The 11,798-nt window shown below is 72.4% G+C and carries 14 protein-coding genes; 9 read left to right on the top strand and 5 right to left on the bottom strand.

The genetic code is table 11. The features are described 5' to 3' along the window. Position 1 precedes the first annotated feature (1 nt). The 3 genes from I4I81_RS18285 to I4I81_RS18275 form a co-directional block, all read right to left on the bottom strand. Positions 2–745: an SDR family NAD(P)-dependent oxidoreductase gene (locus I4I81_RS18285; RefSeq protein ID WP_218605654.1), complete on the bottom strand. Its 744-nt coding sequence runs from the start codon at positions 743–745 to the stop codon at positions 2–4. Further along, positions 745–1,731, bottom strand: coding sequence for an acetamidase/formamidase family protein (locus tag I4I81_RS18280; protein ID WP_218605653.1), 987 nt, complete (start codon positions 1,729–1,731; stop codon positions 745–747). Before I4I81_RS18280 ends, I4I81_RS18285 begins: the two co-directional genes overlap by 1 nt. Positions 1,732–1,886: 155 nt before the next feature. After that, on the bottom strand, positions 1,887–2,624 hold the full coding sequence (locus I4I81_RS18275) for an IclR family transcriptional regulator (RefSeq protein ID WP_218616208.1): 738 nt from the start codon (positions 2,622–2,624) through the stop codon (positions 1,887–1,889). 68 nt (positions 2,625–2,692) lie between these two features. Here I4I81_RS18275 and I4I81_RS18270 point away from each other — a divergent pair, with 68 nt between their 5' ends. The 8 genes from I4I81_RS18270 to I4I81_RS18235 all read left to right on the top strand — a co-directional run bounded on the left by I4I81_RS18270 (position 2,693) and on the right by I4I81_RS18235 (position 7,691). Continuing rightward, the gene (locus I4I81_RS18270; RefSeq protein ID WP_218603561.1) at positions 2,693–3,835 is read left to right on the top strand and encodes a 4-hydroxybenzoate 3-monooxygenase; all 1,143 of its coding nucleotides are present in this window, start codon (positions 2,693–2,695) and stop codon (positions 3,833–3,835) included. Further along, positions 3,835–4,533, top strand: coding sequence for a protocatechuate 3,4-dioxygenase subunit beta (gene pcaH / locus I4I81_RS18265; protein ID WP_218603562.1), 699 nt, complete (start codon positions 3,835–3,837; stop codon positions 4,531–4,533). The genes I4I81_RS18270 and pcaH overlap by 1 nt, the downstream gene beginning before the upstream one ends. Continuing rightward, the gene (gene pcaG, locus I4I81_RS18260) at positions 4,526–5,038 is read left to right on the top strand and encodes a protocatechuate 3,4-dioxygenase subunit alpha (protein WP_218603563.1); all 513 of its coding nucleotides are present in this window, start codon (positions 4,526–4,528) and stop codon (positions 5,036–5,038) included. Before pcaH ends, pcaG begins: the two co-directional genes overlap by 8 nt. Before the next feature lie 153 nt (positions 5,039–5,191). Further along, positions 5,192–5,809, top strand: a complete 618-nt coding sequence (locus I4I81_RS18255; protein WP_218603564.1) for a GtrA family protein — start codon at positions 5,192–5,194, stop codon at positions 5,807–5,809. Between the two features lie 26 nt (positions 5,810–5,835). Further along, on the top strand, positions 5,836–6,024 hold the full coding sequence (locus I4I81_RS18250; RefSeq protein WP_218603565.1) for a hypothetical protein: 189 nt from the start codon (positions 5,836–5,838) through the stop codon (positions 6,022–6,024). A 58-nt stretch (positions 6,025–6,082) separates the two neighbouring features. Next, complete coding sequence (locus I4I81_RS18245) at positions 6,083–6,355, top strand: DUF4242 domain-containing protein (protein WP_218603566.1); 273 nt, start codon at positions 6,083–6,085, stop codon at positions 6,353–6,355. Positions 6,356–6,422: 67 nt separating this feature from the next. Further along, the gene (locus I4I81_RS18240; protein ID WP_218603567.1) at positions 6,423–6,668 is read left to right on the top strand and encodes a class I SAM-dependent methyltransferase; all 246 of its coding nucleotides are present in this window, start codon (positions 6,423–6,425) and stop codon (positions 6,666–6,668) included. 33 nt (positions 6,669–6,701) lie between these two features. Continuing rightward, positions 6,702–7,691: a glutathione S-transferase family protein gene (locus tag I4I81_RS18235; RefSeq protein ID WP_218603568.1), complete on the top strand. Its 990-nt coding sequence runs from the start codon at positions 6,702–6,704 to the stop codon at positions 7,689–7,691. Between the two features lie 6 nt (positions 7,692–7,697). On the opposite strand, the gene I4I81_RS18230 is transcribed toward I4I81_RS18235, so the two are convergent. Together I4I81_RS18230 and I4I81_RS18225 are read right to left on the bottom strand one after the other, a co-directional pair. Further along, positions 7,698–8,438 (bottom strand): beta-ketoacyl-ACP reductase, encoded by a 741-nt coding sequence (locus I4I81_RS18230; protein ID WP_218603569.1) that lies wholly within the window; start codon positions 8,436–8,438, stop codon positions 7,698–7,700. An 11-nt stretch (positions 8,439–8,449) separates the two neighbouring features. Continuing rightward, on the bottom strand, positions 8,450–10,396 hold the full coding sequence (locus I4I81_RS18225; protein ID WP_218603570.1) for a 3-oxoacyl-[acyl-carrier-protein] synthase III C-terminal domain-containing protein: 1,947 nt from the start codon (positions 10,394–10,396) through the stop codon (positions 8,450–8,452). A 128-nt stretch (positions 10,397–10,524) separates the two neighbouring features. On the opposite strand from I4I81_RS18225, the gene I4I81_RS18220 reads away from it, so the two are divergent. Continuing rightward, positions 10,525–11,748, top strand: a complete 1,224-nt coding sequence (locus tag I4I81_RS18220) for a glycoside hydrolase family 3 N-terminal domain-containing protein (RefSeq protein ID WP_218603571.1) — start codon at positions 10,525–10,527, stop codon at positions 11,746–11,748. Positions 11,749–11,798: the final 50 nt, after the last annotated feature.

Here is an 11,798-nt window from a genome sequence, read left to right as displayed (position 1 = left end):
GTTAGAACTGGACCCCGCGGGTGAGGGCACCGTCGACGACGAGGTTGGTGCCGGTGATGAACGACGCGCGCGGGCTCGCGAGCATCGTGACGGCGTAGGCGATCTCCTCGGCGGTGGCCATGCGGCCGGTCGGGTTGAGGCCCATCGCGGTGGCGAACAGGTCGGGGTTGCCGCCCTCGATGCCCTCCCACACGCCGCCGGGGAAGTAGGTGTTGCCGGGGGAGACGCAGTTGGCCCGCACGCCCGCCGCGGCGTGCTCGAACGCCAGCCCGGCGACGTAGTGGATCACCGCGGCCTTCATGGTGCCGTAGGCGTCCTTGGCGAAGTCGACCTCGCGGCCCGACACCGAGGAGATCGCGACGATCGACCCCTTCGTCTCCGTGAGATGCGGCAGCGCGGCCTCGGACAGCCGCACGGTGTGCATGAGGTCGACGTCGAACGATGCCTTCCAGTTGTCCTCGCCCGGGCCGATGGCGAGCGCGCTGACGTTCGCGACGGCCACGTCGATGCGTCCGAACCGCTCGGCGGTGGCGGCCACCCAGGCGGCGAGTGCGTCGCCGTCGGCGACGTCGAGGGCGGTGCCGGTGGCGCCGAGCTCGGCCCCCGCGGTCTCGACCTCGGCGGCGTTGCGCGCGCAGAACGCGACCTGGGCGCCCTCGGCGAGCAGCGCCTCGACGACGGCCCGTCCGATGCCCTTCGTCCCGCCCGTGACGAGCGCGACCTTGCCGGCCAGCTGGAGATCCATCAGATCAGTCCTCTCGAGAGCGAACGCAGGTGGTCGTGCATGCCGCCGTGCGCGGCGGCGGCGGGGAGCAGCCGCTTCTCGATCTTGGTGAGCGCGCTGTAGTTGGTGTCGCACACGTTCGCCAGCGGCGACAGCGCGATCTGGGTGAGGAGTTGGTAGGCGTCGAGCCGGTCGAGGCCGTACAGCTCACCGAGCCAGGCGACCATCCCGACCTGCGACGCGCGCCACGCGTCCTCCAGTGGGCGGGCCGAGCCGACGACGGCGTAGTGGTCGTCGTGCTCCAGGCGGGGCCACGCCGGTGCGCCGCCCTTGATCAGCTCGACGATCAGGGTCACGTCCATCGCGCCCTCGACGGCGGTGCCGCAGCTCTCGCCCTCGCCCTGGCGGTAGTGCCCGTCACCGACGGAGAACAGGGCGCCCTCGACGTTCACCCCCAGGTAGCAGGTGGTGCCGGCCTTCATCTCCGGGGTGTCCATGTTGCCGCCGAACGTGTCGGGAACCAGGCTCGACCGCACCTCGCGCCCGGGCGGCGCCACCCCGACGGTGCCGAGCATCGGCTCCAGCGGCAGGTCGAGCTGCAGGTTCGCCGCCTCGTAGCGGATCGTCCCGGCGGTCCGGTCGAGCTGGTAGATCCACGTCCGCTCGGGCAGCGGGTCGTGCAGCGTGTACGGGTGGGTCAGCGCGCCGAAGAACGGGATCGTCGTGGACGCCGCCCAGTCCCGCGCGGGCGTCAGGTCGACGATGTGGATCGCGAGCGTGTCACCCGGCTCCGCCCCCTCAACGAAGAACGGTCCGGTCTGCGGGTTGACCTGCGTCATGTCCAGCACCTGGCTCGGCATGTCCGTGGTGCGCTGCAGCCGCCCGGAGAACGCGTCCTCGGTCCACAGCTTGAGCACGGTGCCGGGCCGGATGCGGTGGCTCGGCGCGACGCCGCCGAAGGTCCACGCGTACTGCTCGGGGGTGGGGCGGAACTCGACGACGTCCATCGGCGGGATCGTTGCCGCATCACGCGTCCCCCGCAACACCCCGCGCGAGTTTGCCGTCGCCGCCCGGTGTGATGTCCGTTCGCGGACCGCCTCCGGACAAGACCCCGGGCGGGGTCGGCAAACTCGCCGGGCGGGGTCGGCAAACTCGCCGGGGGTCAGGGGGCGGACGCGGCCAGGGAGCGCGAGGCGCCCCGGGCCGCCGCGCGGACCACCGGGACGTAGGACCGGGCGTCCGACGTCGCCGCGGGCACCACCACCGACAGCGCCGCGACGACGTCGTCGCGTGGCCCGCGCACCGGCGCCGCCACCGACAGCGCGACGAGCTCGATCTGCCCGTCGCTCACCGCCACCCCGGTGCGCCGGACGTCGGCGAGTACCCGGCGCAGCTCGGTGGGGGAGCAGATCGTGCGGTCGGTGTAGCGCCGCAGCGGAGCCGCGAGCACCTGTTCCTGCAGCTCGGGCGGGGCGTGCGCGAGGAGCACCAGCCCGACCCCCGTCGCGTGCAGCGGCAGCCGCCCGCCCACCCGGGTGATCACGTTGACGGCCGCGCGCCCGGAGATCCGGTCGACGTAGACGACCTCGGTGCCGTCGAGTACGGCGAGCTGGACGTTCTCGCCGGTCACCTCGTGCAGGTCGGCCAGGAACGGCATCGCCGCCTCGCGGAGCCCCACCGACCGCGGCGCGAGCGCGCCGACCTCCCACAGCCGCAACCCGATCCGGTACCGCCCGTCGGCACCGCGCTCCAGTGCACCCCACTGCGTCAGCTCGCCGACGAGGCGGTGCGCGGTGCTCAGCGGCAGCCCGGCCCGCCTGCCGATCTCCGTCAGGGTGAGCACGGTGTGCGAGGCGTCGAACGCCGCCAGCACGCCGAGGGCCCGCTCCGTGACCGTCACCGGGCCAGTCTTCCGTCCAGCGGAAGGCCCGTCGAGAGGGCGGGCCGCGGTGCGTCACCGTGGTCGGCATGCGGACACAGGTGGGCATCGTGGGCGCCGGTCCGGCAGGTCTGCTCCTGTCGCACCTGCTGGCGCTCCAGGGCATCGACTCGGTCGTGCTGGAGGCGCGCAGCCGCGAGTACGTCGAGAAGCGGGTACGGGCCGGGGTGCTCGAACACCCGACCGTCGAGCTGCTTCGGGAGGTCGGCCTCGGAGAACGGATGGACCGCGAGGGCCTGCCCCACGAGGGCGTCTCCCTGCGCTTCGCCGGCGAGCAGCACCGCATCGACTTCGCCGACCTCACCGGCCGTGGGATCGTCGTCTACGGGCAGCAGGAGGTCGTCAAGGACCTCATCGCCCGGCGCCTGGCCGACGGCGGGGACGTCCGGTTCGACGTATCGGGCGTGGTGCTCGACGGTCTCACCGACGACCCGGTCATCCGGTTCGACGGGGGTGAGCTCCGGTGCGACGTGATCGTCGGCGCCGACGGGTTCCACGGCGTCAGCCGCGCGGCCGTGCCGCACGCCGCGTACGACCGGCAGTACCCGTTCGCGTGGCTCGGGATCCTGGCCAAGGCCGCGCCGACGCACCACGAGCTCGTCTACGCCAACCACGTGAACGGGTTCGCGCTCTACTCGATGCGCAGCCCGGAGGTGACGCGGCTGTACCTGCAGGTGCCGCCGGACACCGACGCCGACTCCTGGTCCGAGGCGCAGGTCTGGGACGAGCTGCACGTGCGCCTCGGCACCGAGATCAACGAGGGCCCGCTGATCGAGAAGAGCGTCACGGGCATGCGCAGCTTCGTCTCCGAGCCGATGCGGCACGGGAAGCTGTTCCTCGCCGGCGACGCCGCGCACATCGTCCCGCCGACGGGTGCGAAGGGTATGAACCTGGCGATCGCCGACGTCCGGGTGCTGGCCGAGGCGCTCTGCTCCCACCTGCGCGACGGGGACGACGCCGGGATCGACGCCTACTCCGACACCTGCCTGCGCCGCGTCTGGCGCGCGGAGCACTTCTCCTGGTGGATGACCTCGATGCTCCACACGGACCCCGACGCCGACGGATTCGACCGACGCCTGCAGCTCTCCCAGCTGCGCCAGACCGTCAGCTCACGCGCCGCCGCCACCACCTTCGCCGAGAACTACGTCGGCCTGCCCCACGGGAGCGTCTGATGACCTACCGCCCTGCCGCCGACGGCACGCACCCGCCGCTCCTGTCGCCCGGGTACCGCAGCACCGCGCTGCGCGCCCCGGAGCACGCGCCGGTGGTGCTGCGGCAACGCCTGACCGAGGTCACCGGCCCGGCGCTCACCGGACCCGTCGGCCCGTCCGACCACGACCTCACCACCCAGCACGCAGGCGAGCCGATCGGGCAGCGCATCGTCGTGTTCGGGCGGGTCCTCGACTCCGACGGCCGCGCGGTGCCCGACAGCCTGGTCGAGATCTGGCAGGCCAACGCCGCCGGTCGCTACCTCCACGCCCGCGACGACTGGCCCGCCCCGCTGGACCCGAACTTCAGCGGCGGCGGCCGGGTGACGACGGGGTCCGACGGCTCCTACAGCTTCACGACGATCAAGCCCGGTGCGTACCCGTGGAGCAACCACCGCAACGCCTGGCGCCCGGCCCACATCCACCTCTCCCTGTTCGGGCGGGCGTTCACCCAGCGGCTGGTGACGCAGATGTACTTCCCGGACGACCCGCTGTTCGCCCAGGACCCGATCTTCAACTCGGTGCCCGACGAGAAGGCCCGCCGGCGGATGGTGTCGACCTTCGACCTCGAGGCCACCCGCCCCGACTTCGCCCTCGCCTACCGGTTCGACATCGTGCTGCGCGGCGGCGATCAGACCCCGTTCGAGGAGCCCCATGCCTGAGACGCCCTCCCAGACCGTCGGCCCGTTCCTCAGCATCGGCCTGACCTGGCCGACCGGGTACCTCGTGGTACCCGAGGGGTCACCGGGCGCGGTCCGCATCACCGGCACCGTGTACGACGGCGCGGGCGATCCGGTGTCCGACGGCCTGGTGGAGACCTGGCAGGCCGACGCCGACGGCCGGCTGGACGACCCCGCGTTCGGCTTCGGACGGGCCGCCACCCGATCCGACGGCGGCTACGAGATCGTCACCGTCAAGCCCGGGGCGATCGGCGACGGCCAGGCCCCGCACGTCGACGTGTCGCTGTTCGCCCGCGGCCTGCTCGATCGCGTGGTCACCCGCATCTACTTCCCCGACGAGGTCGCGGCCAACGCCGCCGACCCGCTGCTCGCCGGGATACCCGCGGACCGCGCGACCACTCTCGTCGCCGCCGACGCCGGGGAGGGGGAACTGCGCTTCGACATCCACCTGCAGGGCGAGCAGGAAACCGTGTTCCTGACCCTGTAGCGAACCGGTGAGGGCCCTCACGCGTAGATCAGGTCGCGGCGGGGAAATCTTCCGTCGATCACAGCGTTCACCGGACCACAGGGTTCACACAGGTGAGCGACGGCGCCCACCTCGGTGGATGTGATGAGCTGGACATCGATGTGAGGAGGCGGCGTGACCGCGGTTCTGGACCAGGCAGCGGCGGAGCGTCCGCGGCTGCGCGAGCGGCACCCGCTCGCCGTCCAGCTGTCCCGGTACGTCGTGGCCGGGGGCGTCGGCACGCTGGTCAACGCCCTGCTGTTCCTGCTCCTGCGCACCTGGTGGGACCTGCTCGCCGCCAACCTCGCCGCGCTCGTCCTGAGCACGCTGGTGAGCACCGAGGTCAACCGGCGGTTCACCTTCAGCGGCGAGCAGGGCCACGCCTGGCGGGCCCACGTGCAGACCGCGGGCATGGTCGTCTTCTATGCCGTCTACAGCTCCGCGGTGCTGCTCGCGCTGCACGCCACCGTCGACTCCCCGACGCCGCTGCTCGAGTCGGTCACGGTCGCCGCGGCGAGCGTCCTCGGCGGCGCGGCGCGGTTCCTGCTCCTGCGGTTCTGGGTCTTCGACGCGGTCACCGCCGACGACGCCGACGGGCCGGGCCCCGGCGACCGCGTGCGGGCGTACTGGCACGGTCACCGCCGCACGATCGTCCGGGTCGGGGCCGCCGTCCTCGCCGGCACGGCCCTGCTGCTCTCCTCCGCGGGCGCGTGCGACCCCGCCGAGTGGGGAACGGGTCGGAGCGGGTACTGACCGACCACCCGTGGCAGGCTTCGCACATGGGACACACCACCATGAAGCGGACCATCGTGACGGCCCTCGCGGGCGCCGCCCTCCTGCTCTCCTCGGCGGGCGCCTGCGGCCCGGCGCCCGTTCAGGACGACGACGACAACCCGGGCGTGTCGAACCAGCAGGAGGGTGACGACGACGCCGGTGACGACGACGCCGGCGAGGGTGATGACGACTGAACGAGGACCATCCGTTCGGAGGGGGCACCGCGGCCGGAACCGTGGATAGCGTCGAGGCATGCCCAAGTACGTGATCGAACGCGAACTGCCCGGAGCGGGCGACCTCACCGACGACCAGATCAACGACATCAGCCGTACCAGCAACCAGGTCCTCGACGGCATGCCCGACGTCCAGTGGGACCACAGTTACGTCACCGACGACAAGATCTACTGCGTCTACGTCGCCCCCGACGCCGACAAGATCCGTGCCCACGCCGACGCCGGCGGGTTCCCCGCCAACTCCGTCAGCGAGGTGCGGCGCACCATCGACCCGACGACCGGCGGTCGCTGACGCTCGACGACGGCATCGGCCGCGGGTACGCGCGGGTCGCCGACCGGACCCCCGGTGGGCGACCGCGGTGCGGGCCGCGGCGGGCGCCGCGCGCACGGTCGTCGACGTCGGTGCGGGAACGGGGTCCCACGAGCAGGGCCTGCCTGTGGTGCCGGCTGTCGAGCCGACCCCGGTGACGATCGCGCAGCGCCCACCCGGCGGCGGCGCCCCCGGTGTGCGCGGCGAGGCCGAACGGGTGCCGCTGGGCGACGCGTCCGTCGACGTCGCCCTCGCGGTGCGACGGAGTTCGACGCGGGCTGCCACCTCGTCGTGAGCGCGTGGGCGCCGGCCGCCCTACGCTGTGATCATGTCGAGCACAGCCGGGTCCTTCGAACGCGAGCCCGTCGGTATGGACGAGCGGATCCTGGCCGACGGCTCGTCCCGCTGGCCCGTGGAGGCGGGCCGCTACCGGCTCATCGCGGCGCGGGCGTGCCCGTGGGCGCACCGGTCGGTGATCGTCCGGCGGCTGCTCGGCCTGGAGTCCGCGATCTCGCTCGGCATCGCCGGCCCGCTGCACGACGAGCGCAGCTGGCGGTTCCACCTCGACCCCGGCGACCGCGACCCGGTGCTCGGCATCGAGTACCTCGGCGAGGCCTACCACGCCGCCGACCCCGACTTCGACGCCGGGATCACGGTGCCCGCGCTGGTGGACGTCGCGAGCGGGAAGGTGGCCACCAACGGCTTCCAGGACCTCACGCTGGACTTCTCGACCCAGTGGACCGCGCACCACCGCGACGGGGCCCCCGACCTCTACCCGGAGGAGCACCGCGCCGAGATCGACGAGGTGATCGCCTCGTTCTACGACTCGGTGAACAACGGCGTGTACCGGTGCGGGTTCGCGAGCACCCAGGACGCCTACGCGCAGGCCTACGGCGAGCTGTTCGACCGGCTCGACGCCCTGTCCGAGCACCTGGCCGGGCGCCGCTACCTGGTGGGCGACTCGATCACCGAGGCCGACGTGCGGCTGTGGGTCACGCTCGTGCGCTTCGACGCGGCCTACCACGGCCACTTCAAGTGCAACCGGCACAAGCTCACCGAGATGCCGGTGCTGTGGGCCTACACCCGGGACCTGTTCCAGACCCCGGGCTTCGGCGACACGACCGACGTCGAGCAGATCAAGCAGCACTACTACGGCGTGCACGACTCGATCAACCCGAGCGGGATCGTGCCGCTGGGCCCGGACGTCAGCGGCTTCCTCACCCCGCACGGCCGCGCGGAGCTCGGTGGCCGCCCCTTCGGCGACGGCACCCCGCCCGGCCCGGTGGCCGGGTCCGAGCGGGTGCCGTCCCTCGCCTGAGCGGGCCTACATGTCCATCCCGCCGTTGACCGAGATGACGCTGCCGGTGATGTAGCCCGCGTCGTCGTCGACGAGGAACTGCACCGCGCGCGCGATCTCCGAGGCCTGGCCCAGCCGCCCGACCGGCACCCGGGCGACGATCTTGTCGTAGGCCTCCTGCGGGATGGCGGCGACCATCTCCGTCTCGATGTAGCCCGGCGCCACGCTGTTGACCGTGATCCCCTTGTTGGCGGTCTCGCGCGCCAGGCTCTGCGTGAGACCGAACAAGCCCGCCTTCGACGCGGCGTAGTTGACCTGTCCGATGTTGCCCATCTGCCCGATCACCGACGAGATGTTGACGATCCGGCCGAACTTGCGCTCCAGCATGTGGTCGAGCACCGGCTTGGTCATGTAGAACGCGCCGGAGAGGTTGACGCGCAGCACCGCGTGCCAGTCCTCCACCGACATCTTGCGCATCGTCTTGTCGACGGTGACGCCGGCGTTGTTGATCAGATAGTCGATCCGGCCCTGGGCCTCCAGCACCTCGGCCACGACGCGCTGGCAGTCCTCGACCACGCCGACGTTGCCCTGGTGGACCGACACCGACCCGCCGTCGGCACCGAGCTTCTCCGCGAGCTCCTCCGCCGCCTTGCTGTTGGCGGAGTACCCGGCCGCGACGTGCACGCCGGACTTCGCCAGTGCGGTCGTGATCGCGGCCCCGATGCCCCGGGCTCCGCCGGTCACGATGGCCACTCGCCTGTCGGTCATGTGGTTCCCCCTCATTCCCCGAACGCCTCGCGGACGTCGTCTGTGGTGGTGGGTCGGTCGGTCGTGCGCGGCGTGTCCGCCGTGGTCGCCGGGGCGGCGGCCCGCTCCGGGGCGACGATCGACGGGTCGACGCGCAGCACGGCGTAACCCCCGACCGCGCCCGCCCCGAACCCGGGCGCGAACACCCGGACGGGCTCGGTGATCGCCCCGTCGCGCACGGCGTCGGCGATCGCGATCGGGATCGACGCCGCCGAGACGTTGCCCATCGTCTCGATGTCGAAGTAGAGCTGGTCGTGGCGCAGGCCGGCCTTGTCGGCGAGACCGAGGATCATGGTCTTGTTGGCCTGGTGCGGCACGATCAGGTCGATCGAGTCGATCATCGGCCGGTCGGGCCGGTCGGGGTCGGGCTCGTCGGCCAGCTCGCCGAGCATCTGGTCGAGGTAGCGCTGCACCAGCGACTTCACCTCGGGCCCGTACACGGTGATGTCGTTGTCGAACTCCGGGTTCGGCCAGATGATCGAGTTGACCTCGCTGACCGGCCCGCTGGCGTAGGTCTGCAGCAGCTCGATGTCGCTGGTCTCGCCCGGGGCCACCACGATCGCGGCCGCGCCGTCACCGAAGATCATGCGCGAGGTGCGGACCGCGCCGATCTTGTCGGAGAACTTCTCGACGCAGACCAGCAGCACCGGCCGCCGCACCTCCTGCAGCAGCCGCACGGCCTCCGAGAGCCCGTAGGGCAGGCCGGCGCACGCCGCGACGATGTCGGCCGACGCGTGGGTCTGCAGGATCCCGAGCTGCCCCGACAGCCAGCACGCCACCGACGGGATGAGCCGCTCGCTGGTGCAGGTGGCGACGAGGACCGCCCCGATCTCGGCGGGGGAGCGGCCCGAGTGCTCGAGAGCGGCGAGGGCCGCGTCGAGGGCGAGCTGCTCCAGCGGGCGCTCGGAGTAGCGCCGCTCGTCGATCCCGGTCTTCTTGCTGATCTCCGCCGCGCTCATCGGCGACCAGGAGAAGCTGGCGTTGCGGATGACGTCGTCGTTGCTGCACACGAGCTCTCCGCGCACCACCGACAGCGCCTCCAGCACCGGCTTGACCGCGAAGGCCTCGCGCACCCGCGTCGGTGGGTACGGCGTGACCGGTTCGACGGGCGGCAGCGCGGCCGGGAGGGTGGCGGTCGGGGCGGCTCCGGAGCGCACGCGGTCGATGAACGCGGTGACGTCGCGGTTGCGTGGGTGCAGCGCGATGACGATGTCGTCGTCGCCGATCTCGTCGACCCGGCGCAGCGTGGTGTCGGCGCGCTCCCACGGGTACTGGTTGTGCAGGACCATCGCCCAGCGGGAGAGAGCCTCCAGCTCCGGCACCGACTCGTCCGCGTCGAGGATGTCGGTGAGCGAGAACGTCGGGAAGTCGGGGTCGTGGGCGGGCAGCACCCAGGTCAGCGCCTCGGGCTGCGCGAGCAGCTCCGCCACGGTCGGCTTCATCGCCGGGAGCTCCGTGGCGTGGTGGCGCTTGTGCCGGAACACGTCGAAGAGCAGCGCGAACGCGCGGTCCTCGGCGTCGGCGTCGTAGGTGGCGGGCAGCGACCGGTAGGCGTTCTCGACCGCGCTGACCTTGCGCTCCCCGTCCTCCCACGGGGTGAGGACGGGCAGGAAGACGTCGCTGCGGCCGCGGGGGAGGTCGCGGAAGCGGGTCGGTCTCTTGTCGAACATCGTCATGGAATAGCGGTTGACCCAGAACAGGTTCTGGGCGAGGTCGCGCAGGAGCGGGAAGCGGCTGTCGTAGGCGCCTGCTTCGACCCGCTCCAGCAGGTCGGTCCCGGTGGGGGCCTTGGCCTCGAAGTCACGGCCGATCACGGCCGTGAACTGGTCGAGGGTGTCGAGCACCGAGAAGTCGAGCTCTCCGAGGACGGTTGCAGGGAAGACGAGCTTGCCGTGGCTGTTGATCACAAACGGCTTCACGGATCCCACTGAACGTGATGTGACCCGGATCGCACAAGCTCCGTTCGAAGGATCTTGTCCCGGCTCACTCCGACACGCCACGGATGGTCGAACGGATCACCTGGACGCGAGGTGGATGATGGTCGGCGATGACCCGACCGTCGACCCCCGCCCATCACGCGTCCGTACGCCTGCGCTCGCGCGCCCACCCGGCCCGGCGACGCCCGGCCGGACCGTGGCTCGTGGGGCTCGCCGCGGGCGTGCTGGCGAGCACGGCGGTGTTCCTGGCGCCGGCGGCGGCGGTCCCCGTCCAGGTGCTGGCGGCCCCCGCGGTCCTCCCCGTACCCGACGACCGACTCCCGGAGTGCGCCGCGGTGCTGGGGGAGATGACGCCGCGCGCCGTTCTCGCGCAGCGGCTGATGGTCGGCGTGGACGTCGACGACCCGGAGGCCGCGGCGGAGACCGTGCGCGAGAGCCAGGTCGGCGGGATCTTCCTGCCCGGCAACGCCACCGCGCTGCTGCAGGACCAGTCGCTGCGCGCGCTGCAGGCCGGGGCCCGGATACCGGTCACGGTGGCCGTCGACGACGAGGGCGGCCGGGTCCAGCGCATCGACGAGCTCGACGGCGACCTGCCCAGCGCGCGGGAGATGAGCGCGCTGACGCCGGACGAGGTGCGCGACCTCGCGGAGGAGCGCGGGCGGCAGCTCGTGGCCCGCGGTGTCACGATGGACATCGCCCCGGTCGTCGACCTCGGGGGGCAGAGCGACCGCGAGGTGATCGGCGACCGCTCGTTCGGCACCGACCCCGACGACGTCACCCGCTATGCGCTCGCGTTCGCGCAGGGGCTGCAGGAGGCCGGGATCGCGCCGGTCGTCAAGCATTTCCCGGGGCACGGCCGTGCCGACGGTGACTCGCACGCGGGCCGCGTCACCTCCCCGCCGCTCGAGGACCTGCGCACCGCCGACCTGCGCCCGTACGCCGATCTCGTCGGCCCCGGCGCCCCGCTGACGACCGGTGCGCTGCCGGCTTCGGTGATGGTCGGGCACCTCGACGTCCCCGGGCTCACCGACGGCCTGCCCAGCTCGCTCACCCCGGCCGTCTACGCGCTGCTGCGCGACGAGTACGGCTTCACCGGTGTCGTCTACACCGACGACCTGGGCGCGATGAAGGCGATCACGGGGGAGTACGACCTGCCCGAGGCCGTGCTCGCCGCGCTGGACGCGGGGTCCGACGTGGCGCTGTGGTCGGCGGGCGGCGACCCGGGCCCGATCCTGGACGCGCTGGAGCCGGCTCTGGCCGACGGCACCCTCGACGCGGCCGAGAACACCGCCGCCGTCACCCGGATCCTGCGGGCGAAGAGCGCCTGCGGCTGACGCCGCCCGTGCGCGGAAACCGTGGCCGGGACCACGGCTTCCGCGCACGA

The organism is Pseudonocardia abyssalis, assembly GCF_019263705.2.
In the GTDB taxonomy this organism is placed as follows: domain Bacteria; phylum Actinomycetota; class Actinomycetes; order Mycobacteriales; family Pseudonocardiaceae; genus Pseudonocardia; species Pseudonocardia abyssalis.
Note: the sequence above shows the minus strand (reverse complement) of the source record. Positions and strands in the feature narration are given on the sequence as shown.